Source organism: Bradyrhizobium retamae, assembly GCF_001440415.1.
Classification (GTDB): Bacteria; Pseudomonadota; Alphaproteobacteria; order Rhizobiales; family Xanthobacteraceae; genus Bradyrhizobium; species Bradyrhizobium retamae.
Window position 1 is genome coordinate 436,820 of record NZ_LLYA01000112.1, and the last position, 24,305, is coordinate 461,124.

Sequence of the window (24,305 nt, forward strand, 5' to 3'; positions counted from 1 at the left end):
TAGCGGTGAGATAAGTCGGTTCGCGCAAGGAACCAGTTCCACCGGACGGTGGTTTAAAGCGGGACGCGCGTCGACGCGCCGGGAATTGGCTTTCGCAATGCTATGAACCAGATCTCTCCGATTCCACAAACGATGCGTGCCGCCGTCGTTGCGGGCCCTGGTCAAATCCGTATCGAGACCGTACTCCGGCCGGAACCGGCTCCTGGTCAGGTGCGCGTTCGATTGCAGGGGTGCGGCGTTTGCGCATCCAATCTCGCGGTATGGGCCGGTCCGGAGTGGATGCGATATCCTACCGACCCCGGCGGTCTTGGCCACGAAGGTTGGGGCATCGTTGATGCTGTTGGAGATGACGTCGTGGGTTTAGCGCCGGGAGACCGCGTCGCCGCGCTCTCGTATCACAGCTACGCCGAATACGATGTGGCCGACGCCGATGCCATCGTTCCGCTTCCGGCAGCAATGGACGGCGAGCCATTTCCGGGCGAACCACTCGGCTGCGCCATGAATATCTTTCGGCGCAGCGACATCAGCGCCGGACAGACCGTTGCCATTGTCGGCATCGGCTTTCTCGGCGCCATCCTGACGCGGCTGGCAGCCAACGCCGGTGCGCATATCATCGCCATTTCCCGGCGTGGCTTCTCGCTCGACGTGGCGCGCCGGATGGGTGCCGCCGAGTGCATTCAGATGAACGGGCACGACGGCATCGTCAAACAGGTCGCGTCTTTGACCAGCGGCGTACTATGCGATCGGGTTATCGAGGCTGTCGGTAAGCAGCAGTCCCTCGATCTTGCCGCGGAGCTCACACGCGAACGCGGCCGGTTGATCATCGCAGGCTATCATCAGGATGGCCCGCGCCAGATCAACATGCAGCTTTGGAACTGGCGCGGGATTGATGTGATCAACGCGCACGAGCGCGATCCGCAGGTCTACATGCGAGGCATCCGGGAATCCGTTGACGCCGTCGTATCGGGCAAGCTCGATCCGAGCTCACTCTATACGCACCGCTTCTCGCTCGACCGGCTGGAAGCTGCGCTCAATGCCACGCGCGACCGTCCGGACAGGTTTCTCAAGGCCTTGGTGACATTCACATGACCGATAGGCTGGCCGACGCTCGACGCGCCCCTGCGACCGCCCGGCCTCGTATCGGCTTTCTCGGCGTAGGCTGGATCGGATATCATCGCATGCGGGCGATGGCCGAAGCCAATACGGTCGATATCGCTGCAGTCGCAGATCCTTCCGCGGCCATGATCGCTCAGGCGACAGAATTCGCACCCGGCGCCAAGGCGATGTCGAGCCTCGACGAGCTTTTGGACGAAGCACTCGATGGCGTCGTCATTGCGACGCCGACTGCGCTGCATGCCGAGCAGGCTATCCAAGCGCTCAGGCGTGGCAAAGCGGTCTTCTGTCAAAAGCCGCTTGGGCGCACGGCATCAGAAGTTCGCGCGGTCATCGAGGCGGCTCGTTCGGCGAACCGGTTGCTGGCGGTCGATCTCTCGTATCGTTTTACGGAAGCGATGCGCCAGATCGGCAATCTGGTGCGCGGAGGCGACCTCGGTCACATCTATGCCGTGGAGCTCACCTTTCACAACGCGTACGGACCGGACAAGCCGTGGTTCTACGATCCAAAACTGTCGGGCGGCGGCTGCGTGATCGATCTCGGCGTTCATCTCGTCGATCTCGCGTTGTGGATACTGGATTTCCCAGCAGTGACCCGCACCTCCTCAAGGCTGTTCGCGCAGGGTGAGCCGCTTTCCGCTTGCGCCGGCCGAGCCGAAGATTACGCATTCGCTACATTGGACCTGGAGACCGGCGCGAGCGTGCACCTTGGCTGTTCGTGGCGCTTTCCGGCCGGGCAGGACGCCGTGATTTCCGCCGCGTTTTATGGCACCCGTGGCGGGGCAGCGCTGCGAAACGTCAATGGGTCATTTTATGATTTCGTCGCCGAGCTCTATCGCGGAACGGCGCGCGAAATCCTGACGGTGCCGCCCGACGCATGGTTCGGACGCGCCGCCGTGGAGTGGGCAAGCAGGCTTGCCGCGGGAAACAGCTTCGATCCGTCCGCTGAGCGATTTGCCGACGTCGCAGAAGTGCTCGACCGCATCTATGGCAGGTAGACCGGCGGCGTGCAGCTTAGGTCACCGCATCGCGGCGTCCTTTTTCGATTTAAGGATGCGAACGGCGTGGCCCGCGACCGAAACCGTTGAACCGTCGGGATGATTTCATTACCTGTGAGCAGATCGACAAACTCCCTGCTCTGCATCAGCGCAATCGTATCGGCTCCGATCGTGACATCGGCGCGCGATGGACCATAGTTCAATATGATCAGAATGCTGTCCGACGGCGCCTCGCCCGGCCTCACATAGACAAGGACCTGTTCCCCCGGAGCGACATCGCGCATGCGGAGATCACGCGATCGCAAACAGGATTGTCGCGACGGAGCGCAATCAAGCGCTGATACCAGCCCCGCAGACCGTCAACATCGTCCCACGCGATCTGACGGGGATCCTTGTACGGCTCGTAGGCCGCTCCGATCTCCTGGCCCGTATAAAGGCAGGGAATGCCGGGCAGTGTCAGAAGCATGGCCGCGGCGACGCGGGTACGGCCGAGCCTGTAGCGCGAACGGAAACGCGCTCCAGTATCGTTGTTCTCGAGAAAGCGCAGCACCAGCGCGTCGGACGCAGATGCCTCGATCGCGGCGCGCAGGCGGCGCGCCGTGTTTGCTTCATCCTCGAAAGCCCCGTGCCATGCCCATTCGCCGAGCTTGTCAGTCCAGTCATAGACCGCGTCAAAGCCGTTATGACCGTGATAAGGATCGCGCGCGGAAGCTTCGGCGAGCAGCAGCAGATCGGGCTTGATACGCTTCAGCTCTGCGCGCCACCGTGGCCAGAAATCGGGCGCCCGCTGTCTCGGTCCCCATGCGGCATCGACGCGAAAACCGTCGACATCGAATTCGCGGACCCAATGCGCGAAAGCCTCGATGACCAGGCGCTGCACCTCCGGATTGGAATAATTCAGGTTCTTGAGATTGGACCAATCGAAGTAATGTTCGGCGCTTCCGTTCTGGCCACGGGCGAAGAAGTCGAAATAGGGCGAGCCGCCGGCGCCCCCGATCGTGTCCGTGAAATAGGGATGCTGATCTGACAAATGGTTTGGCACGAAGTCCATGATGACACGGATGCCGCGCGCGTGGGCGGCCCGGATCAATTCGCGCAGGTCCTCCCCTGCTCCCGGGCTACGCCGCAAACCAAAATAGTCGGTCACGGCATAGCCGAAATCACCCGGCGGGCTTTCGGTGATAGGTGCGAGCCAAAGCGCCGTTATCCCGAGATCGGAAAGCTGATCGAGGCGCGCCGTGACGTCGGCCAGACCTCGCGGGCCAAACAGCGCCGGAACTACTCCGTAGACCACGGCCCGGTCGATCCATGCGGAATGGTCACGAAGGGGATCGACGGCTCGCAGTACGCCACCCTGCGAGCGAAGCATGACGGCACCTTCGTCGCTGCGGCCCGCGGCGTCCGTCACCTTCAGCCTGACAATGTACTCGCCATCCGGCGCCGATGCCGGCAGTTCAATGCGCGGATCGTTCGCCGGCAAGCCGGCAAGCAGGCCATATTACTGTCGCGTGTCCGCCATTCGTAGCTGGTGATCGCGCTGCCGCCGATCGGCGCCTGTGCACTCGCCTGCGCATCGAGTATCAGGCCTTTGCTGCTCTCCGACACATGAATCCACGTCGTCGGCACATTGCGAAGCCGAACATGCCAGTTCTGTTGCGCCGCCCCCTGCACGACGCCATGTTCGCGGCATTCCGCTTTGATTTCATTCTCGCCCGGCTGAAGCGGAACGCGGATGTGAACTTGTCCTCGATCCGGCGGCAGCACAGCAGTCGTCAGCGGCGAGCTGATCGCGATATGATCGCAACGGCCCGCAGGCACGATGACGTCTACCGACCTGTAGAAGTCCCATGCATCTCCGCCGCGGGTGCTGAACGCAAGCGGAACCTGATCGGCGGAGAGTGCGCTCGCGAGCGCCAGCGCCAAGCCGAGTACGGCGGCGCGTATCAAATTCGGGTGTCGCATCACAACGGCCATGTGGCCCAGCTCACTGCGGCTGCCAAGGGCATGATCGGCGGTGCGTCAATGGGAATCAATCAGCCACTGTCGCGCGGAACCGGCGTTGAATAGTCGGCAGTCGTCAGGGTAAGCGCCGCAATCGCGTTCGGCTGCGGAAACGCGAAATGCACCGCGTGATAGAACAGCCGTGCTTTTTGCGGCGACGATGCGTGTGCGAATCCCGCTCGCGAACGACTGTCGTCAGCGTGCTACTGGGCGTAGCCGAGCTTGCCGAACGCCGGCGTGCAACTATTCGACTGAAACTGGCAAGCATCGACCGACTTCGCGCCCGAGCGAGGCGTCAGCGCAGGCTGACACACACGCGGATGCCGGTCAGGCGTCCTTGGCTCGCCGCGCGAGACGGGCCTTGCGTACTTTCGCGTGGGTGGTCGGCCTGCGCGACATGCCCGGATCCCGTCCTGCAAGAGCTTTGCTACTCTTTGCGGTCCGCCGCGCCGCCGTGGTTGTTTCGGCTTTTTTCTTCGGACTGCGTGCCATTATCACCACATCTCCGTAAACCAGGCCCATTCCGCCGGCGATCCACGCGACCGCCGATTACGGCCCTCACTCGTATTTTTTCCGCCGGAACTGCGCCTCACCGCACTTGCTGCGACTCGATCGGAGGAGTTGGCGTGTGTGCAGCTTCATCATCCGAACGAGTGTGCTTCAATTCAAAACGTAGGGAAGAACAACGAGACGCACATGCCGTTCCCCAAAAAGAATGGTGAATCGGTCATCTACAAACTCTTTGGCCATCGGTGGGATCGCCGGCAGCAGTCCGTCGGTCCCGCCAACTCTCACGTCACCGGTCGCGCCGCTTCCTTGACGGCCTGGCCTGTGGTCGCCGTTCCCGCGGCGTAGGCAGCCCCAGCACCCAACAGGAGGGCACAGAAACTGGCAAACATCGCATATGCGAAGTGCTTACGAGCCTCGTCGATTTGGGACTGCGTCGGCGCCCTGGCCGTGGTGCCGACGGTTTCGCGCGCCGGGGCATTCGACAAAGATGCAACGCGGGCGCTGGCTGCATAGGACGGACCGACCAGGTTGCTGGCGATACTGGTTGCGGAAGCAGGCATCAGCGCCGCGGCCGCTACCACGACAACTGTCGTGACCGCCCAGGCGGCCAGCGCATGGCCGACTCGGCCGAGGCCGGTCTGATCGGGCGAATTGGCTGCGGCGACAGCACCACCGACAAAGGCGGCGATGATGCCCGATACCGCCCACCAGACGAACGCAACCCAGCCGGCGCTTGCCGGCGCGGACGAGGCCGTTGGGACATCAACCGCGAGTAGACCGATGCCGAAACCGAGCATGGTCAACAGGATTTGGACAACGAGCGAAGCAAAAACGCCGGCCAGTACAGCCGACCAAGTCCAACTGAAAAAAGCGTTGGGCACTGTGCGCGAGATCATGGCGAATCCCCTCCAGCAACATGGATTTTGTTCCTAACGCCGGCGGCAACCTTCAGTTCCTGTTTGAGGAACGTCCGGCAGCCTGCGCGGTTTGAACCTTGTGAGCTTGTTAGGAGGAGCGGACAATGACATTCGGTAGAGGCGCCCTGCTATGGCTGCTGGGCATTCCACTTCCCGTCATCCTGTTGCTCGCGCTATTCTGGCGCTAGCCGCGCCGGCGACACTTAAGCAGGTGAGAAGAGACTAGAATTTCGGCCCCATGGCACCGGAGCCGCCGCGGCTTCGACGTCTGCCATAAGCGTGTGAAGATGGTTGTTAAAGCAGGCTGCCCGAGGAACCAACCTCACCCGAAGAATCTTGGCTTTTGGCTCCCCTCGTCTGCCCCCGGACGTTCGGAGCCGATCCGGAAGGGCAGTCCCGGCGCCGCCGCCGGGACTGTACTTTCCGGCCGAAAGGGCATGCGCCGTTTTGAAGATCTGTTCAACTCGCCTTCACGAACGGCGCACCCTCGCGTGAATGTCGGCCAGGAACGCAACCAGCGCATCATCGACGCACGCTCCGCGTTCGGGTGTCAAAAGCGTAATCCCCCAGCGCGCCAGCATGGCCTCCTGTACGGGATTCGACGACGACATGAATACGAACGAGCGCGGCCGGTGGTCCTTGTGGCCGGACCGTTCCCACGTCTGCCAAATGCTGTGCAGCAGCAGCCGAATATTGGGATCGGACATGCTGTACCCGATGAACAGGATGGTGCGGCCCAGGGCATCGGCGCGAAGTTTGATATCGAGCGGAGCATCGAAGGAAAGCCGGTCCAGAAAATCGGTCTCGGTCAGGACCAAGGATGAATCGTCATCGAAGTCGCCGTGGAATTTGATGATATGCGTCACGCCATCGGCAGCATCCACAATCTGCCTGGCGTTGGCAATCTTGGCGTAGGGCTTGTTATGTACTTCAAACGCGGTCTCAAGATTGCGGTCGTAGTTAGTGGTGTAGATGGCGGGAAAGCCCAGCTCGACAATGAGCTTGTGAAGTCGCGATGATGCGACTCGATCCGACGAAACTTTCCAGTTGCGATCCAGCCAGCTCCGCAAAGATCCAAGCCCACCTCGCTTGAGCCGGTAGAACTCAGCGAGCATCTGGTAACCGTCGTTCATTCCCTCGATTGTTGCGGGGTCGAGATCGAGTTCTTTGAGCAGATGATCGACCAATGTCTGCCAGGACGGTAGCCCCACGGCCATCGAGACGCCTGCACCAACAAAAAGAATCGCGTGGCGTCGCCTGATTGCATCCGCCAGGATGTCGCGGGGCGATGATGTGCGCGCTTCTACTGCTTTCGAAGATCGCATCCGTTTTCAATTGCCCGTGATTAGACCTGATAAACACGGGCCTGCAATGTTGGTTCCGGACAGCCCAATGCACCCTGCCGGGCCGTCACATCGTCAGACCAGCGTATTTCATATTGCGGGCGCATGTTGGTCTACGTCACCAGGCGATGCTGCCTGGATCAGGGCTGTAGGATGTTCGGCAACCCACGCGGCTCCGGTCCCGGCCGCTACGGTCGCCTATTCAGTCGCGGACGACCGGCTGACGAATTTATGGAAACGGCTCAGTTTGCCGTCGTCGGTCCGATCCTGGTACAGGAACGCGAGATCCTCCTTGTCGAATTTTTCGAAGAAGTCCTCCCACCCGATCGGCTCGAGCGCTTCATCGCGCGGCTCGAAATCGAGGCGGAGGATGCCCGGCTCGCCGTCACCCTTCGTCGCCTTTACGGTCGCCGGCGCGCCGCCGCGTTCCTCGGCCCATTTCTGTATCTTCTTGTGATCAGTCGTGACGTTACCTTTGGGCATGACTATCTCCTTGATTGTACCGCTTGACGCCCACGCACCTCGGCCATTCCCGTCCGGTACCTTGTGACCAAATCAATCGATGGGCAGGGTAAGCGTTCCTCAGCCGTCGCCGTTCGCGTAGCTGAATCATGGGTCGTCCTCAACCCGAGGCGCATCCCGCCCCCGAGCTTTTTCCTTCATCATCTTGATCATCTTCTTCATCTTCAGGCTGATCATCTTCTTCCTCATCTTCCAATCGGCTGGAGCGATGCCGAGAAAGCGCCTGAGCGCGGAGACGAGCAGGAACAAACAATCCTGTGCACGCGTTTCGGATCGCATAAGTTCATCACAGCGGCCCGGTCTGCATGGAAAACACAAACATGTCCAACAAGGTTCGAGTCGGAATCGTCGGCGTGGGTAACTGCGCTTCGTCGTTCGTCCAGGGGCTCACCCATTACGCGGACGTGCAAGCCAACGAGCCCCTTCCGGGCCTGATGAATGTCGATCTCGGTGGGTATCATATTCGCGACATCGAGATTGCGACGGCGTTCGACGTCAGTGCGGCAAAGGTCGGACGTGACGTTGCGGATGCGATCTACGCCGAACCCAACAACACATTCCGTTTCGCAGACGTCAAACGAACCGGCACTACCGTCAAGCGCGGTCCCACACTGGATGGATTGGGCCGCTATCTGCGCGACGAGATCGAGGAATCGAATCAGCCGCCGGTCGATGTGGCCGCATGCCTTGCAAAAGCGCGAACCGACGTGCTCGTGTCCTATCTTCCTGTCGGATCACAGCGGGCCAGCGAATGGTATGCGAATCGCGCGCTGGAGGCCGGCTGCGCTTTCGTCAACTGCATCCCGGTATTCATTGCGTCCAATCCGTCATGGCGCAGCAAGTTCGAAGCACGTGGCCTTCCGCTTATCGGCGACGATATCAAAAGCCAGGTCGGCGCGACCATTCTGCATCGCATGCTCGTCAATCTGTTTCGGGAGCGAGGCGTGCGGCTCGACCGAACTTACCAGCTCAATTTCGGCGGCAACACCGATTTCAAAAACATGCTGGAACGCGATCGCCTGGAATCCAAGAAGATCTCGAAGACGCAGTCTGTCCTGAGCCAGCTTGACGTTCCGCTGGTCGACGGCAGTATTCATGTCGGTCCGAGCGACCATGTGCCCTGGCTTCAAGACCGCAAGTGGGCCTATATCCGGCTGGAAGCCACCACGTTCGGGGGCGTGCCGCTCAATCTGGAAATGAAGCTCGAGGTCTGGGATTCGCCCAACTCCGCCGGCGTGGTTATCGACGCCGTGCGATGCGCCAAGCTGGCGCTCGATCGCGGCATGGGCGGCGCGCTGGTCGGCCCGTCAAGTTACTTCATGAAGTCGCCGCCGCAGCAGTTTTCCGACCACGAGGCCCGCGGCCGGACTCTAGATTTCATTGCGGGAAATGGCTGAACGGGATGATGCCATGACGACATTCTCAATGATACGGCATGGAGTCCACGACATCGTCGACGATATTCTGGTCGGACGAGCGCCTGGTGTGCGGCTCAACAGCCGCGGCCGCGAGCAGGCCCGCCGCCTTGCCGAATGCTTAGGTCGTAAGCGGATTGACCTGATACAGTCGAGTCCACAAACGCGGGCGCAGGAGACGATCGAGCCGATCGCGCAGCGGCTCGGAATGCCGATCGAAGTTTCTCCCGAAATCGACGAGTTGGACATGGGCGAATGGACCGGCCGGTCTTTCGCCGCGCTCAACCAAGATCCGCGCTGGTCGCAATGGAATTCGATGCGCGGAACGGCCCGTCCGCCGAACGGCGAAAGCATGAGCGAACTGCAAATGCGGGCGGTCAGTCATCTCGCCAGGATAAGCTCCTCAATGCCGAAAGGACATGTGGCATTGTGCAGCCATGCCGAGGTGATCCGCGCGATTGCCTTGTACGCTCTCAAATTGCCGCTTGACGATTTTCACCGGGTGGATATCGCGCCCGCCACGATCAGTACCCTCGCGATCGAGCGCGACGGCTTCGAAATCACCGCATTGAACCAGCCGGTTGCCTCATGAAAATCGTCATTTTCGGTCTCACGCTCAGCTCATCTTGGGGAAATGGTCATGCAACGCTCTGGCGCGGGCTGTGCTCCGCGCTCAGCCGGCAAGGGCACCATGTCGTTTTCTTCGAACGCGACACGCCGTATTATGCATTGAACCGTGATCTCTTGGCCGTGCAGGATGGCGAGCTGGTTATCTACCCGGACTGGGATTCCGTGGAGCCGCAAGCCCGGCGCGAGCTGCGCGATGCGGACGCAGCCATCGTCACCTCGTATGATCCCGATGCCATCGTCGCGACCGATCTCTTGCTTTCTGCAGGCCGCCCGCTCAAGGTGTTTTACGACCTGGATACGCCGGTCACCCTGTCCCGGCTGAGCCGTGGCGATGCCGTTCCCTATCTCGGCGCGCGCGGACTCATCGATTTCGACCTCGTGCTCAGCTACACCGGCGGCGGTGCGCTCGATGCACTCCAAAACAGCCTCGGCGCGCGCCGGGTCGTCCCGCTCTACGGCCATGTCGATCCCGACGTGCATCGTCCCGTGCCGGCCGCGACGGAAACGCGGTTCGCACTGTCTTATCTCGGGACCTATTCCGCCGACCGTCAGGAAATGCTCAATGAACTGTTTATCGCCCCTTCGAAGGCGCGATCGGACCTTCGTTTCGTCATTGGCGGTGCACAGTACCCGGAGGATTTTCCCTGGTGCGCCAATATCTTCTTCGTTCGTCATCTGCCGCCTAACGAACATCCCGCGTTTTACGCCTCGTCGCGCCTCACGCTGAATGTCACACGTCAGCCGATGGCGAAGCTGGGCTGGTGCCCCTCAGGCCGACTGTTCGAGGCCACCGCCTGCGGCGTCGCGGTGGTTTCTGACTTTTGGGAAGGCCTGGAGACATTCTTCACGCCCGGGGATGAAATCCTGGTAGCGCGCGATGCATCCGACGTGCTTTCCGCCCTTGAGCTTTCCGATAAGGAAATCGACCGCATTGCGGCGGCGGCGCGCGAACATACGCTTGCTGCCCACACATCGGAACGAAGGGCTAACGAACTGGTTGCCGCGCTGACCGCCGTGCCGCCGTCGCCAAGCCGCGAACTCGAGAGGGTATGACCATGTGGGGAATTGTGCCCGCTGCGGGACGTGGAAGCCGAATCCAGCCGCTCGCCTTCTCGAAGGAACTGCTGCCGGTCGGTAGCCGTACCGAAGGCGGCATCGAGCGTCCGTGCGCCGTCAGCGAATATCTTGTCGACCGCATGATTCGCGGCGGCGTCAACAAGGTGTGCTTTGTCATATCGCCGGGCAAATCCGACATCGTCGAATATTTTGGCGCGAGCTATGGCTCCACGCCCATCGCCTATGTTGTTCAGCCCGAACCCATCGGTTTGTGCGACGCCGTATTCTCAGCCCAGCCAGTCATCGATTGCAACGCGCCGGTCGTCATCGGCTTGCCCGATACCATCTGGTTTCCTGAAAATGGACTAGCCAAGTTGCCCGACGACATTCTTTCGTTTCTGCTGTTTCCGGTCGAACAGCCCGAGTTCTTCGATGCCGTCGTTCTCGATGAGGATCGCGTGCGCGAAATCCAGGTCAAGCAGGCGGATGCCGCCTCGAACTGGATCTGGGGTGCCTTCAAAATGCCGGGACGCGTTTTCGAAGTGCTGCGGCAATTATGGTTGTCGCGGAACAGAACTGACGAGTATTTCGGCACGCTGGTGAACGCCTATCTGGCTCAGGGAGGCGAAGCTGCAGCGGTGAAAGCCGGCGAGGCCTATGTCGACCTCGGCACCCTGCACGGCTACCGGGCGGCCATGAGTCTGCTCCAGGAAATCCAGAACAGATCGCCTCAGCCCGGCGATCTACCCCCAACGGCGCTTCGCAATCGGCCCGGGAGCTGGGCGACGCTACAGGACGGGGTTGGAAGGCAATGAGCAATCCGCGTTTCACCACCAACGATATCCGGCGGCACGTTGAGCAGTTGGGGCCCTGGTTCCACAACATCGAGCTCGGAGGCGTCAGCACCGCGCCCGCACATTTTCTCGGCGATTATCCATCCGTGAAGTGGCGCCGCTTTTCCAAGGCAATCGAGCCCGAGATAGAAGGCCGCACTGTCCTCGATATCGGCTGCAATGCCGGTTTTTATTCGATCGAGATGAAACGTTGTGGCGCAGCGCGGGTGCTCGGGATCGACTCCGACGAGGGCTATCTGCGTCAGGCCCGGTTTGCGGCCGAGGTTAACGATTTCGATATCGAATTCCGCAACGTCTCAATCTACGACGTAAGCACGCTGGGCGAGCGCTTCGACATCGTGCTGTTCATGGGCGTGCTCTACCACCTGCGGCATCCGCTGCTCGCGCTGGATCTGATACATGAACACGTCGCCGGCAATCTGCTGATATTCCAGTCGATGCTGCGCGGCAGCAGCACCGTCGAGCCAATCAAGCGGGATTATGACTTCTGGGAAGACGAACATTTCGACAGGCCCGGTTATCCTAAACTGCATTTCGTGGAGCATCGCTACGCCGATGATCCGACCAATTGGTGGATTCCGAACCGTGCCTGTGTCGAAGCGATGCTTCGCAGCAGCGGCTTCGAGGTAGCTGTGCACCCTGAAGATGAGGTCTATGTCTGCCGTCGGGCTGATGCCCAGGCGGCATCAGAGCAGCCAATTGCGCGTGAGGTCGTCCGACATGATTGAAGCCATCATGATCTGGAATGAACCCAATAACAAATCGCATTGGGATCCGGAAATTGATCCCGACTGGAGCCGGTTTGCCCAAATGGCAATCGGTGCAGGCAAGGCGATCGCGCAGGTCAATCCGTCGCTCCCCCGCGTGCTTGGCGGCATCTCACCGATCGATCCCGCCTTCATCGCCAACATGACCGGGAAAGGCGTGCTCGATCACGTCGATGCGATTGCCGTGCACGGCTTTCCGCTCGACTGGAATCTCTGGCAGATTGATGAATGGCCCGCCAAAATCGCGGAGATCAGGAACGTTACGAGTCTTCCAGTCTGGGTCTCCGAGGTCGGCGTGTCAAGCTTCGGCGCCGAGGAGGTGCAAGCCTGGGGACTCGATCGCACGTCAGAACTGCTGATCGGGCAGTCGCCGCGCGTTCACTGGTACAGTCTTTACGATCTGCCGCGCGCGTGGCCTGCCACCACGCGGCATAAGGAGGCCGAGGGCTCTTCCTATTACCGCCATTTCTCCATGGGCCTATTGCGGGAGGATGGCTCGCCGAAGATCGCCGCAGAGCGTTTCCCGCGCCATGCGCCTGCGCTCGGCATATGCCAGTGGTTTCATTTCGAGGACCATCGTCTCGACCAGGGGGTTGCCTGGCTCAGGCGATTGGGCGTGCGATATCTGCGCACGGGTCTGTCTTGGGCCGACAGCTTTCGCCCCAACGCGCTCGCCTGGTTCGATCGCCAAATGGAAGCACTATCCGAATTCGACGTCACGTTGACCTATTGCTTCACGCCCGAACATCGCGGCATCGCGCCCCATCACACCAGCGCTCCGCAGCTACCGGAGGAATTCGCCGAGTTCTGTGCTGCAATGACCCACCGCTATGCGAGCCCGCATGTCAAGGCAAGAGAGCCGCTGGCATCAGCCATCCCAGATCCGTGAGAGCTGTGCACCATGACGATTGCCGAGCCAGACGCGGTTCAGCTTGATCAAGCCAGCCAGGCGCTGCTCGACAGGCCTTGGCGATCCCGAACGTCCCCGGATCGCAGCGGACAAGGTCGCGATCATTGTCGCCCATCCCGACGATGAAACCATCGGCTGCGGGGCCCAGCTTCAACGCCTCGACAATGTTACCGTCATCATCGTAACCAATGGCGCGCCGCGCGATGGCGGGGATGCGAAGGCGCATAGCCACGCGAGCGTGGATGGTTACGCGGCTGCCCGGATTCGCGAACTCTGTAGCGCGATGGCCCTCGCGGATGTTCCGGCAAGCCGAATTATCGAGCTCGGCTTCTTCGATCAGGCCGCCGCGCTTCATCTGCCGGATCTCACGCGCTCGATTTACTCTCTGATTAACGGCCCGCAGCATCAATGTCGTGCTGACGCATGCGTTCGAAGGCGGTTATCCCGACGATGACGCTACGGCGTTTGCCATACACGCAGTTGCAGCGCTGCGGCGACGTCGCGGCGAACAATTGGGCATTATCGAGATGCCCTTCTATCATGCCGAGAGCAACGGTTGGGCGACACAGCAATTTTCGCGTCAACCCGATTGCCCGGCGGTCTCAATCCCGCTGAACGACAGCGAGCGACGATTGAAGCGCCGCATGCTGACGGCACATGCGACACAACGCGCGATCTTGCCGGCTTTCCACGTCGAACTTGAATATTTCCGACGGGCTCCTGCCTACGACTTCGCCACGCTGCCCAATCAAGGACAACTCCTCTACGAGCGCTACGACTGGGACATCACCGGCGAGGATTGGCTCGTGCATTCGCGTGCAGCGTTGGACGAAATAGGTCTGGCAGGCGACCGATGGCTTTGACGATACTTCATATCGCGTATCCCTTTGCACCAGTCGGCCCCGACTCGGTCGGTGGAGCTGAACAAATCCTCTATCGACTCGACGAGGCGCTGGAGCGCTCCGGCCACCGTTCGATCGTTATTGCCTGCGAAGGCTCCCGTCCGGTCGGCATTCACGTTTCGGTTTCCCGGGCAACTGGCAGTTTGCATCGGGCTGAAATCGAGGCGGCGCAACGCCATCACCGCGACGCCATCGCGGTGGCGCTTGGCCGCTGGCCGGTCGACATCATTCACCTGCACGGCGTCGACTTGTGACGCTCCATCTTCCGGTCGAGAATCCGGACGAGTGCCGTCGCTCAGCGCGCGAGCGGTTCTCGCTCGAGCGCACGATGCAACGCTATGCAGCCGTTTACGAGCAACTGGCCAGGTTCGGCTCGGCGCGCGCAAAGGCGGGTGCGTTATGACAGGATCGTGCGCATGCCGCACAATCGCAGACCGGGTCGAATTGGCGGCTGTGGTGCCGGAATGGTGGGAGCTCTGGTGGCCTGGTTAGTGCCTTGGCGGACGAACTTCGCGCCGGGCGAACTCTGCGTCGTTGCCGTCCGGCTCGACGGCCGTCTGGTCGGGCTCGCCCCGTTTTACTGCGAGCACTGCCGCCGCGGCAGGCGGGCTCTGCCGATGGGCTTCCCTGTGACGGACTATCGCGACGTGCTGATCGCACCCCGACTCGAAGAGCCGGTACTGGCGGCACTAGGATCGCATCTGGCCGATGCCGAGATCTGCGACGAAGTTGAACTTACCGAGTTGCCGCCCCACGCCTATGCGCTGCGAATGGCGACCCCGGTCGGCTACGCTGCGAACACGGGTAATGCCAGCGCGTGCCCTGCTCTCGTCCTGCCGCCGACGGTTCCCGAACTGCAACGGACATTTCCGGCTCGCAAGCGCCGCGCGCTGCGCACCGCCCGTAACCACGCCGGACGGCGTGGCCCGATCGAGATCGTAGCCGCCAACTGCAATTCGAACTTTGACGGGTTCGAGACAGCTATCTCACGCGCTTCGATCCCGCTTATGCATTCGAATCGCCCGGCGTAATCTTGCTTGAACACGCCATCATTGAGGCCGCGCGTGAAGGCGCACGAACCTTCCACTTCCTCCGCGGCCGGGAGCCCTACAAATATGAGTGGGGCGCGCGCAACCACTGGAACAAGAAGCGCATCCTCTACCGCATCGCTGACAAGGTCGATGATGTCGCCTGAGAAACTGCGAGCCCCGTCGACGAACGCCTGATCGCGCCGCGCTTCGCTGCGCGCGCGGCCTCACGCCCGCGAACGTGGCGCTCGGCCAGATGTGCATGACCGCCCGGTGTGCGGAGGACGCCAGTCGAGCGCTGGATTTCGTCATCTGCAGTTACGGCCGTGATGACGCTGGCGACGCCCTGCGACGGCTAAACCAGATGCGCGAGCTCTGGGACCGGACGCCCGATGCGTTCGCCAGCGTCAAGGCGGTGATGCGGACGCTCGATGACATGGCGCCTGAGTATCCGCAGCGGGCACCGGACGCATGGGGTGCAGTCTTCGACCGCGCAGTGGAGGCCTCGTCCGAAGCAAGCGTCGCGCTTTACTGCCTTGGCCGGACCGATCCTTTACACGCCGCGACCGTCGAAATCTTGCGGTGGATGCAGTCGCGGGAGTTGCTGACGCCCAGGGCCTGCGTACTTGATGGGGCTGCGGCAGCGGGCGCATCGTGGCGGCCATTGCCCAGCATGTCGGAACCGCCATTGGGATAGACGTTTCCATGCGGATGCTTCAGGCTGCGCGCGAGCGCTGCGCCGGATACGCCAACACGCTCTTCGTTCGCGCCTCAGGCCGGGATCTTTCGGCTTTTCAGGACAGCAGCATCGACCTCATCTGTGCGGTCGATGTCTTTCCCTATTTGGTGATGTCCGGTCTCGCGCAAGCCCACGTCGGCGAGGCGGCTCGCGTCCTGCGACCCGACGGCCACCTGCTGATCCTGAATTTTGCCTACCACGGCGATGCCGCCAGTAACCTGAATGAATTGCGGAATCTCGCGCGGGGTATGGGACTGAGCATCTGCTACAGCGCATCCCTGGGAGTTCTCGCTTTGGGATGGCACCTGCTTTCTGCTGCAGAAATCCGACGGACAGGAACGTTCGAAATGATCCGGAGTTGGCTCGTCGCTAATCGTCGAGGAAAGAACCACGATGGCTCGCGCGTTCATACTCGTGCTTGACTCCGTCGGTATCGGCGGCGCTCCCGATGCAGCCCGTTACGGCGACGAGGGCGCCGATACGGTCGGTCACATCGCCGAGGCCTGCGCGCGCGGCGATGCCGACCGGGACTCGCTGCGTGCAGGTCCGCTCCGACTGCCCCATTTGGTGCAGCTTGGCCTGGGTGAAGCATGCAGGTTGGCGACCGGCCGCGTGCCGCCTGGACTGGAAACCGATGCCGCTCCGATCGGGCGTTACGGCTGTGCTGCCGAGGTTTCCAAGGGAAAGGATACGCCCTCCGGACATTGGGAGCTGGCGGGCGTGCCCGTCCCGTTCGATTGGGGTTACTTCCCGCGCGAAGTGCCGTGCTTCGCACCGGAGCTGCTTGCACAGCTGTGCCACGAGGCCGATCTTCCCGGTACGCTCGGCAATTTCCATGCATCGGGCACCGAGATCATCGCGAAATTCGGCGACGAACATATCAATTCCGGCAAACCCATTTGCTACACGTCGGCCGATAGCGTCTTTCAGATCGCCGCGCACGAGGCCGCTTTCGGGCTTGAGCGGCTTTACGACGTCTGCCTGATAGCGCGACGATTGGTTGATCCGCTTCGCATTGGACGTGTCATCGCGCGACCCTTCCTCGGCTCGTCGCAGGATGGTTTTACCCGCACCGGGAACCGCCGCGACTACTCGGTCCCGCCCCCCTGCGCGACCGTGCTCGACCGCGCCACGATGGCAGGTCGTGACGTCCTTACCGTCGGGAAGATCGCCGATATCTTCGCGCACTCCGGCACCGGACGCGTGCTCAAGGCAAACGGCAATGCGGCGTTGTTTGACAGGACGCTGGAGGGAATGGACTTGCTGTCCGACGGCGGGCTGTTGTTCGCGAATTTCATCGATTTCGATACGATCCATGGCCATCGGCGCGATCCGGCGGGATACGCCGCCGCACTGGAACAGTTCGATGAACGCATCCCTACTATTCGACAGAAGATGCGCGCTGGCGACCTTGTGATCATCACCGCAGACCATGGTTGCGATCCGACCTGGTGCGGCACCGATCATACGCGTGAGCAGGTCCCCGTATTGCTGTTCGGACCGTTGATCGGATCTGGGTCGATTGGCCGGCGCCAAACCTTTGCTGACGTCACTGCCGCGGTCGCCGCACATCTGGCGTTGGGCCCGACGCCGACAGGCACGGCACGCGATATGTTGGCTAGCCGACATTTCGCAGCATGACGCTTCAACCGGCGCGCCGACGGAAGGCTGGTTAAGATCGAAAAGGGCAATCACTCCGCCGCTAGCAACACGTCGTTCACAAATTCAGGAACAAACATTTTCGTTCGACGTTCGCTCTGAAAACTGGGCCAAACCACCTGGCCGAAGCATTTTCTTTCGACGAACGATTCCGTCTCGCAGGAACGGCGGCAGCAGACGTTTCGGAGCGACCATGTCAAAACGCGTACTGATCACGGGTGGCGCAGGTTTCATCGGATCCCACATCACCGACCTTCTGCTCTCATCCGGCTACTCGGTCCGGATTCTGGACAAGCTCGCCGCGCAGGTTCATGGGCAAGGCGCGCACCCGACCTACCTTTCGCGGGACGCCGAGTTGATCGTCGCAGACGTGTGCGACGCAGATCAGGTCAAGCGCGCCCTCGCCGGTGTGCATGCCGTGATCCATCTCGCGGCCGCCGTCGGTGTTGGTCAGAGCATGTACGAAATCATTTCCTATACGACGACGAACGATCTCGGCACCGCCGTACTGCTGCAAGCGCTCGCCGCCCAGCCGGTAGAGAAACTCGTGTGCGCATCCTCGATGAGCATCTATGGCGAGGGCCTCGCTCGGCGCGCCGACGGAGAGATCGTCGCGCCGCCGGAACGGCCGATTGAGCAGCTCCGTCGCGGCGGCTGGGACATTCTCGACGACGATGGCGCGCCACTAACCCCGTTGCCGACTCCCGAAAGCAAGCCGCCCTCGCTGAGCTCGATCTACGCACTCGGCAAATACAGCCAGGAGCGGCAGTGCCTGATTATCGGTAAAGCCTACGGCATTCCGACAGTAGCATTGCGATTCTTCAACGTCTACGGACCGCGGCAAGCACTTTCGAATCCATACACCGGCGTGCTGTCGATCTTTGCCTCGCGGCTGCTCAACAACCGCCCGCCCCTGATATTCGAGGACGGCAATCAGTGCCGGGATTTTGTCCACGTGCACGACGTCGCGCGCGCCTGCAAACTTGCGCTCGAATGCGAGAACGAGGGCGGAGACGTCTATAATATCGGTTCGGGCGAGCGCCGTTCCATCAGTTCCGTGGCGCGCGATCTCGCGCGCGTGAGCGGTCGGTCGCATCTCGATCCGCGTGTCACCGGCAAATATCGCGCAGGCGACATCCGTCATTGCTTTGCTGATATCGGCAAGGCGCGCGACCAGCTTGGCTATGCGCCGCAGGTCGAATTCGAAACGGGTCTGCGCCAGCTCGCCGAATGGCTCGCAGGTCAGGCCGCCGATGATTCGGTGGAGGCCGCGACACGCGAGCTGGAAGATCGAGGGCTCGTGGCATGAACGTCGCCGGTCCACACATCAAAGGAACCTCGGATCGCGTGCTGGTGACGGGCGGCTGCGGATTTCTCGGCTGCAACATCGCGGCCGGCCTTGCCGCACGCGGTCGCAGCATAGTAGCGGTTGACAGCCTGTCGCGGCAGGGATCGGAGGAGAATGCCGATTGGCTGCGACATCGATTCGGCAACAATGTCGCAATCGAGGTCGCCGACACCCGCGACACCGATGCGATGGATGAGCTGGTCTCTGCGGCCGGCGCCGTCATGCACCTAGCCGCCCAGGTTGCCGTCACCACAAGCCTCGAGGATCCGATCTCGGATTTCGAGATCAACGGCCGCGGGACGCTCAACGTGCTTGAAGCGATTCGCCAACGCAATCCGCGCGCGCCCATCGTCTTTGCATCCACCAACAAGGTCTACGGCAAGCTGCTTGACTCGTCCGAGGTTCATCGGGCGGACGGCCGCTACGTCCCCGCCGATCCGAAGTTCGCCGACGGTATCGCGGAGGATGCTGCGCTCGACCTCTATAGCCCCTACGGATGCTCGAAAGGGGTGGCAGATCAGTACGTCCGCGATTACGCGCGCGTGTTCGGCCTGCGGTCGGTCGTGCTGCGCATGAGCTGCATCTACGGCCAGCGGCAGTTCGGCAATGAAGACCAGGGCTGGATCGCGCATTTCCTGCTCCAGGCCATTCAGGAGCGACCGATCACGATCTACGGGGACGGCCACCAGGTCCGCGACGCGCTATACGTCGACGACGCCGTGAACGCCTGGATCGGGGCGCTCGACAACATCGACAACGTTCGCGGCCGCATTTTCAATTTGGGAGGCGGACCTGCCAACGCGATCAGCCTTCGGGAATTGCTGGCCCACATCACCGAGCTGCGAGGCAAACGGCCCGAAGTTCGCTTTGAGGCGTGGCGTCCCGGAGACCAGCCCTGGTATGTCTCCAACGTTCACGCGGTATCGCGCGCGCTCGGTTGGGAGCCGCGCGTTTCGATTCGGCAGGGTCTGCGCCTGATCGAACGTTGGCTGGACCGCCACGTGAGCGGCAACGCGGCCACCTCCGAGCTACTGGAGGCCGGGCCATGACGCCGCCACAGGGTCGAGCACTGCGTATATTGATGACCGCCGACGCCGTCGGCGGGGTGTGGATCTACGCCTCGACCTTGGCGCGGGCTCTGTGTCGAAAGGGATTCGAGGTCGTTCTGGTGACGCTCGGCCCCGAACCACGGGGCGATCAGCTTGATGCCGTCACGGGCATTTCAGGGCTGACGCTCGAGATCACCGATCTTGCCCTTGAATGGATCGATCCGGAAGGCCTGGATAGCGAACGTGCCGCCGACCGGCTGGCATCGATCGAACGCCGTGTGCAGCCGGATGTCGTGCACCTCAACAGCTATCGCGAGGCGATGTACGAATGGCGTTCTCCCGTCGTCGTGGTTGCCCATTCCTGCGTACGGTCCTGGTGGCACGCCTGTCGCGACGAAGAGCCTACCGAGCCACGGTGGCTGGAATACATGGCGCATGTGCATGCCGGTCTCGCTGCCGCGGACCGATGGGTGGCGCCGACGGGCGCGTTCCGTGACACGATCTCTCGGCTGTATCGGCCCGGCAGTCGCGGGCTGGCAATCTGGAACGGGATCGTACCCTACCCTTCTCGCGCAAGAAAGCAGCCCTTCATTCTGGCAGCCGGGCGACAATGGGATGAGGCGAAGAATCTGTCGGTATTGGGCGATATCGCACCAGGCGTGCCATGGCCCATTCACACGATCGGAGCCACCAGCGTTGGTAGCGACAACGCCTCGGCCGCAGCTTTGCCTCACAGCGAGGGATTGCGCGAACTATCTCACGACGCACTATTGGAAACCATGCAGCGCGCTTCCATCCTGGCATCGCCGGCCGTCTACGAGCCGTTCGGTCTGGCTGTTCTGGAAGCGGCGGCAGCGGGCTGTGCCCTCGTATTGTCGGATATCGATAGCTTTCGCGAGCTGTGGGACGAAGCGGCGCTGTTCGTGGATGCGCGCGACAAGGCCGAGTGGCAGGCCGCGCTCGCCTCGTTGACGCGCAATGAAGCGTTGCGTGAGGAACTGCAGCACCGGGCGGCGCGGCGGGCGCGGCGCTACTCGCTGCGCGAAACGGTGTCTGCCTACATCGAGCTGTACGAGGATATTTCCTCTGGCGGACGCACGATTAAGCGGAAGCCACACCCAAATTCGGCCGAGGCACGGCTATGAACTTCGTGATGTTCTATCATTCGTTTCTGTCATGCTGGAATCACGGCAACGCCCATTTCCTGCGCGGAATTGTCCGCGAACTGCTCCACCTTGGACATCAGGTTACGGTTTACGAACCGTATGACGGCTGGAGCCGGCTCAACGCGATGCAGGACGGAGGCGACGAAAGTCTGCGTGAAGCGTCTTCGCTGGTGTCGGGTGCGGTGTTGCGAAGCTACGATCCGGCAAGGCTCGACCTCGACGAGGCATTGGATCAGGCTGATGTGGTGCTGGCTCACGAATGGAATGAGCCATCGCTGATCGAAGCACTCGGCAAGAAGCGACGAGACGGCGGACAATTTATCTTGTTGTTTCACGATACACACCATCGCGCCGCGACGGCCGCACACCAGATCGCCCATTTCCGGCTTGTCGATTACGATGCGATTCTCGCCTTCGGCGAGGTGCTGCGCCAGGTCTACCAGCGCCTCGGGTGGGGACGTCGGGCTTTCACCTGGCACGAAGCCGCCGATGTCGCTCTGTTCCGGCCTCAAGCGCGCGTCGCCACCGAGGCCGACCTGGTATGGATCGGAAACTGGGGCGACGACGAGCGCGATCGCGAACTGCAGGAGTTTCTTGTCGGGCCGGTCGTGCGGACCGGCATTAGTGCCCGCATATTCGGAGTCCGCTATCCCGCAGACGTACGCGAACGACTGCAGGTGGCCGGAATCGATTTTCGCGGCTGGCTTCCCAATCATCGTGTACCCGATGCTTTTGGGCGCGCGCGCGTTACCATGCACGTGCCCCGCCGGCCCTATGTCGCCGCGCTTCCCGGCATTCCTACCATCCGGGTATTCGAGGCCCTCGCCTGCGCAATCCCGCTCATCAGCGCGCCGTGGGATGATACGGAGGCACTGTTTCCGCCGGATAGTTACATCAAGGTGAAAGACGGCGAGACGGTAGCCGCAGCGCTGCGAACATTCGTGCGGGACGGCGCGTTTGCCGCGGAAACGGCGCAGAGAGGTCTGCGCGCGATCCGTTCGCGCCACACCTGTGCGCATCGCGTGCATGAACTGCTCGCCATCGTGGCCGAATTGGGGGCGAAAATCACGCAACCACGCGCCGACACACGCGCCGCAACCGAACGGACCGTCGCATGAGGATCGCATTTTTCGGATCGAGCCTGGTGTCGTCGTACTGGAACGGAGCCGCGACCTACTATCGCGGCTTGCTCAAGGCGCTTGCCGCGCTGGGCCAGGAGATCACATTCTACGAGCCGGATGCGTTCGACCGTCAGCGGCATCGGGACATTCCGGACCCGGACTGGGCGCGCGTGGTGGTGTATCCTGCAACGGAAGATGGATGGCGGCATGCGATCGAAGAAGCAACGCGCGGCGCCGACCTGATCGTAAAGGCAAGCGGCGTCGGCGTATTCGATGAGGCGCTCGATCTGGCGATAGTCGATCTCGCTAGTGCCAGGCTGATGACGATCTACTGGGATGTCGATGCTCCGGCAACACTTGAGAGCATGGCCGCCGATAACAACCATCACCTTCGCCTCGCGATTGCTCGCTACGATCTGGTCCTGACCTATGGGGGCGGAGATCCGGTGGTTCAGACCTATCGCAAATTCGGCGCACGCCAATGCGTCCCGATCTACAACGCCGTTGACCCGGATACCCATCACCCCGTTACGCCGCGGCCCGACTACGCGGGCGACCTCAGTTTTCTGGGCAACCGCTTGCCGGACCGCGAGGCCAGGGTCGAGGAATTCTTCCTCCGGCCCGCGCAAATGCTTCCCAAGCGCCGTTTCCTGCTTGGGGGAGCGGGATGGGAAAGCAAGCCGGTGCCGGCCAACGTCACGATCGCAGGCCACGTCGGCAGCGGCGCTCATAACGCCTTCTTTTGCTCGGGATCGGCCACACTGAACATCAATCGCGAGAGCATGGCGCGGTTCGGCTTTTCACCGCCGACCCGCATCTTCGAAGCGGCCGGCGCCGGCGCCTGCATACTTACCGACGCATGGGACGGCATCGACGAGTTCCTTGCGCCGGACCAGGAGATTCTCCTGGTCAAGAGCGCCGAGGACGTGGTCCGAACGATCGAGACCCTGACACCGGAACGCGCGCGGCGGATCGGCGAGGCGGCGCGCAGGCACGTTCTCGACCAACACACCTACATCCAGCGGGCAGCGCAAGTCATGAAGGTCATGAACCTCGCAACGAACGGCAAAGAGGCGGCGGAATGAAGCTCGACATTGTGATGTTCGGACTTTCGATCACTTCGTCATGGGGCAATGGCCATGCCACCACCTACCGCGCGCTGACCAAGGCGCTTGCTGCGCGCGGCCACCGCATCACGTTTCTCGAGCGCGACGTGCCCTGGTATCGTGACAATCGGGACTTGCGAAGTGCGCCATATTGCCGGATCAAACTCTATGATTCATTGAGGCGCGTATCTCAGCAATACGGCGCGATGGTCGCCGGCGCCGACGTTGTCGTGCTCGGCTCCTTCGTTCCGGACGGCATCGCGCTTGGCGACTGGATTACGAGCACTGCCCGCGGCGTTACCATCTTCTACGACATCGATACTCCGGTGACGATTAGCAAGCTGACCGACAACAGCGCGGAATACATCAGTCCGTCGCTGATTCCGCGCTTCAACATGTATCTCTCGTTCACCGGCGGCCCGACGCTGCAATTGATCAAGGGCATCTATGGCAGCCCGCGAGCCTACGCGCTGTATTGCGCGGCGGACGTCAACATTCACAAGCCGGTCGAGGTGCCGAAGCAGTGGATGCTGGGTTACATCGGCACTTACAGCGAAGACCGCCAACCGTTGCTCGAGCAGCTCTTGATCGAGCCCGCTCGCCGGCTCCCAGAACATCGCTTCGTCGTCGTCGGACCGCAATATCCGGGCACGTTGAACTGGCCGGCGAACGTCGAATATATTGAGCATCTGCCGCCTGGCGCACATTCTAAATTCTATTGCAGCCTTCATTATGCGCTGAACTTGACCCGGCAGCACATGGCGGCGGCAGGCTATTCGCCCAGCGTTCGCTTGTTCGAGGCGGCGGCGTGCGGCGTGCCGGTTATCAGCGACATCTGGCCAGGCATCGATGACTTCTTTACGCCGGAGGATGAGATTCTTCTCGCCGCCGACAGCGACGACGTCGTCAAGATTCTGTCCGGCACGTCCGAAATCCGACGGCGCGCCCTTGCAGCCGCCGCGCGCGATCGCGCGCTCAAGAGTCACACCGCCGAAAATCGCGCGCTCGAATTCGAGCGATACGTAAGGGAGGTGATCGACCGTCCTGCCCGCATAGCGCCCATCGAAGCCGTACGGGCGCGGGTATAGCCATCTGATCGCGCGATTCCGGGTATTGCGGTGTCGCCACAATGTCCGATGCGCAGCAATACG

Annotated in this window: 28 protein-coding genes; 23 read left to right on the plus strand and 5 right to left on the minus strand. The window is 61.7% G+C overall.

The window, feature by feature from the left end:
• Window positions 1-102: 102 nt before the first annotated feature.
• On the plus strand, window positions 103-1,089 hold the full coding sequence (locus tag CQ13_RS14095) for an MDR/zinc-dependent alcohol dehydrogenase-like family protein (RefSeq protein ID WP_057843444.1): 987 nt from the start codon (window positions 103-105) through the stop codon (window positions 1,087-1,089).
• Entirely contained in the window at window positions 1,086-2,111 is a 1,026-nt protein-coding gene (locus tag CQ13_RS14100) for a Gfo/Idh/MocA family protein (RefSeq protein WP_057843445.1), read from the plus strand. The genes CQ13_RS14095 and CQ13_RS14100 overlap by 4 nt, the downstream gene beginning before the upstream one ends.
• A 241-nt stretch (window positions 2,112-2,352) precedes the next feature.
• On the opposite strand, the gene CQ13_RS14110 is transcribed toward CQ13_RS14100, so the two are convergent.
• Window positions 2,353-3,591, minus strand: coding sequence for an alpha-amylase family glycosyl hydrolase (locus tag CQ13_RS14110; RefSeq protein WP_156433662.1), 1,239 nt, complete (start codon window positions 3,589-3,591; stop codon window positions 2,353-2,355).
• A gap of 161 nt (window positions 3,592-3,752) precedes the next feature.
• On the opposite strand from CQ13_RS14110, the gene CQ13_RS42920 reads away from it, so the two are divergent.
• Window positions 3,753-4,178, plus strand: a complete 426-nt coding sequence (locus CQ13_RS42920; RefSeq protein ID WP_156433663.1) for a hypothetical protein — start codon at window positions 3,753-3,755, stop codon at window positions 4,176-4,178.
• A 725-nt stretch (window positions 4,179-4,903) separates the two neighbouring features.
• Here the strand turns inward: CQ13_RS42920 and CQ13_RS14120 are convergent.
• The 4 genes from CQ13_RS14120 to CQ13_RS42925 form a co-directional block, all read right to left on the minus strand.
• Complete coding sequence (locus CQ13_RS14120; protein WP_057843449.1) at window positions 4,904-5,518, minus strand: hypothetical protein; 615 nt, start codon at window positions 5,516-5,518, stop codon at window positions 4,904-4,906.
• A 491-nt stretch (window positions 5,519-6,009) separates the two neighbouring features.
• Window positions 6,010-6,864 (minus strand): SIR2 family NAD-dependent protein deacylase, encoded by an 855-nt coding sequence (locus CQ13_RS14125; RefSeq protein ID WP_057843450.1) that lies wholly within the window; start codon window positions 6,862-6,864, stop codon window positions 6,010-6,012.
• Between the two features lie 216 nt (window positions 6,865-7,080).
• Window positions 7,081-7,365 (minus strand): hypothetical protein, encoded by a 285-nt coding sequence (locus CQ13_RS14130; protein WP_057843451.1) that lies wholly within the window; start codon window positions 7,363-7,365, stop codon window positions 7,081-7,083.
• Between the two features lie 126 nt (window positions 7,366-7,491).
• Complete coding sequence (locus CQ13_RS42925) at window positions 7,492-7,653, minus strand: hypothetical protein (RefSeq protein ID WP_156433664.1); 162 nt, start codon at window positions 7,651-7,653, stop codon at window positions 7,492-7,494.
• A gap of 71 nt (window positions 7,654-7,724) precedes the next feature.
• Between CQ13_RS42925 and CQ13_RS14135 the strand changes: the two genes are divergently transcribed.
• The 20 genes from CQ13_RS14135 to CQ13_RS14225 all read left to right on the plus strand — a co-directional run bounded on the left by CQ13_RS14135 (window position 7,725) and on the right by CQ13_RS14225 (window position 24,242).
• Entirely contained in the window at window positions 7,725-8,801 is a 1,077-nt protein-coding gene (locus CQ13_RS14135; protein ID WP_057843552.1) for an inositol-3-phosphate synthase, read from the plus strand.
• 28 nt (window positions 8,802-8,829) lie between these two features.
• Window positions 8,830-9,411 carry a histidine phosphatase family protein gene (locus tag CQ13_RS14140; protein WP_283807507.1) on the plus strand — a complete coding sequence of 194 codons (582 nt, stop codon included), beginning with the start codon at window positions 8,830-8,832 and terminating at the stop codon, window positions 9,409-9,411.
• On the plus strand, window positions 9,408-10,502 hold the full coding sequence (locus tag CQ13_RS14145; RefSeq protein ID WP_057843452.1) for a CgeB family protein: 1,095 nt from the start codon (window positions 9,408-9,410) through the stop codon (window positions 10,500-10,502). The genes CQ13_RS14140 and CQ13_RS14145 overlap by 4 nt, the downstream gene beginning before the upstream one ends.
• A 2-nt stretch (window positions 10,503-10,504) precedes the next feature.
• A complete protein-coding gene (locus CQ13_RS14150; RefSeq protein ID WP_082637455.1) occupies window positions 10,505-11,320 on the plus strand; it encodes a nucleotidyltransferase family protein in 816 nt (271 codons plus the stop codon).
• Window positions 11,317-12,087 carry a TIGR04290 family methyltransferase gene (locus CQ13_RS14155; protein ID WP_057843453.1) on the plus strand — a complete coding sequence of 257 codons (771 nt, stop codon included), beginning with the start codon at window positions 11,317-11,319 and terminating at the stop codon, window positions 12,085-12,087. The genes CQ13_RS14150 and CQ13_RS14155 overlap by 4 nt, the downstream gene beginning before the upstream one ends.
• Window positions 12,080-13,015, plus strand: coding sequence for a glycoside hydrolase 5 family protein (locus CQ13_RS14160; RefSeq protein WP_057843454.1), 936 nt, complete (start codon window positions 12,080-12,082; stop codon window positions 13,013-13,015). The genes CQ13_RS14155 and CQ13_RS14160 overlap by 8 nt, the downstream gene beginning before the upstream one ends.
• 43 nt (window positions 13,016-13,058) lie before the next feature.
• Complete coding sequence (locus tag CQ13_RS40985; protein WP_197427335.1) at window positions 13,059-13,490, plus strand: PIG-L deacetylase family protein; 432 nt, start codon at window positions 13,059-13,061, stop codon at window positions 13,488-13,490.
• A complete protein-coding gene (locus CQ13_RS40990) occupies window positions 13,450-13,899 on the plus strand; it encodes a PIG-L deacetylase family protein (RefSeq protein ID WP_057843456.1) in 450 nt (149 codons plus the stop codon). The genes CQ13_RS40985 and CQ13_RS40990 overlap by 41 nt, the downstream gene beginning before the upstream one ends.
• Window positions 13,890-14,192 (plus strand): glycosyltransferase family protein, encoded by a 303-nt coding sequence (locus CQ13_RS14175; RefSeq protein WP_057843457.1) that lies wholly within the window; start codon window positions 13,890-13,892, stop codon window positions 14,190-14,192. The genes CQ13_RS40990 and CQ13_RS14175 overlap by 10 nt, the downstream gene beginning before the upstream one ends.
• 225 nt (window positions 14,193-14,417) lie before the next feature.
• Entirely contained in the window at window positions 14,418-14,969 is a 552-nt protein-coding gene (locus tag CQ13_RS14180) for a GNAT family N-acetyltransferase (protein WP_156433665.1), read from the plus strand.
• A gap of 2 nt (window positions 14,970-14,971) precedes the next feature.
• Window positions 14,972-15,133: a hypothetical protein gene (locus tag CQ13_RS40995; RefSeq protein ID WP_082637456.1), complete on the plus strand. Its 162-nt coding sequence runs from the start codon at window positions 14,972-14,974 to the stop codon at window positions 15,131-15,133.
• 95 nt (window positions 15,134-15,228) lie between these two features.
• Entirely contained in the window at window positions 15,229-15,663 is a 435-nt protein-coding gene (locus CQ13_RS14185) for a cupin domain-containing protein (RefSeq protein ID WP_156433666.1), read from the plus strand.
• Window positions 15,621-16,127, plus strand: a complete 507-nt coding sequence (locus tag CQ13_RS14190; RefSeq protein ID WP_197427336.1) for a class I SAM-dependent methyltransferase — start codon at window positions 15,621-15,623, stop codon at window positions 16,125-16,127. Before CQ13_RS14185 ends, CQ13_RS14190 begins: the two co-directional genes overlap by 43 nt.
• Complete coding sequence (locus CQ13_RS14195; protein ID WP_057843461.1) at window positions 16,099-17,346, plus strand: phosphopentomutase; 1,248 nt, start codon at window positions 16,099-16,101, stop codon at window positions 17,344-17,346. The genes CQ13_RS14190 and CQ13_RS14195 overlap by 29 nt, the downstream gene beginning before the upstream one ends.
• A 211-nt stretch (window positions 17,347-17,557) precedes the next feature.
• A complete protein-coding gene (locus CQ13_RS14200; RefSeq protein WP_057843462.1) occupies window positions 17,558-18,673 on the plus strand; it encodes an NAD-dependent epimerase/dehydratase family protein in 1,116 nt (371 codons plus the stop codon).
• A complete protein-coding gene (locus tag CQ13_RS14205) occupies window positions 18,670-19,761 on the plus strand; it encodes an NAD-dependent epimerase/dehydratase family protein (RefSeq protein ID WP_057843463.1) in 1,092 nt (363 codons plus the stop codon). Before CQ13_RS14200 ends, CQ13_RS14205 begins: the two co-directional genes overlap by 4 nt.
• Entirely contained in the window at window positions 19,758-20,906 is a 1,149-nt protein-coding gene (locus CQ13_RS14210; protein ID WP_057843464.1) for a glycosyltransferase family 4 protein, read from the plus strand. The genes CQ13_RS14205 and CQ13_RS14210 overlap by 4 nt, the downstream gene beginning before the upstream one ends.
• Window positions 20,903-22,045 (plus strand): CgeB family protein, encoded by a 1,143-nt coding sequence (locus CQ13_RS14215; RefSeq protein ID WP_057843465.1) that lies wholly within the window; start codon window positions 20,903-20,905, stop codon window positions 22,043-22,045. The genes CQ13_RS14210 and CQ13_RS14215 overlap by 4 nt, the downstream gene beginning before the upstream one ends.
• A complete protein-coding gene (locus tag CQ13_RS14220) occupies window positions 22,042-23,133 on the plus strand; it encodes a CgeB family protein (protein WP_057843466.1) in 1,092 nt (363 codons plus the stop codon). Before CQ13_RS14215 ends, CQ13_RS14220 begins: the two co-directional genes overlap by 4 nt.
• Window positions 23,130-24,242 (plus strand): CgeB family protein, encoded by a 1,113-nt coding sequence (locus tag CQ13_RS14225; RefSeq protein WP_057843467.1) that lies wholly within the window; start codon window positions 23,130-23,132, stop codon window positions 24,240-24,242. Before CQ13_RS14220 ends, CQ13_RS14225 begins: the two co-directional genes overlap by 4 nt.
• Window positions 24,243-24,305 lie beyond the last annotated feature (63 nt).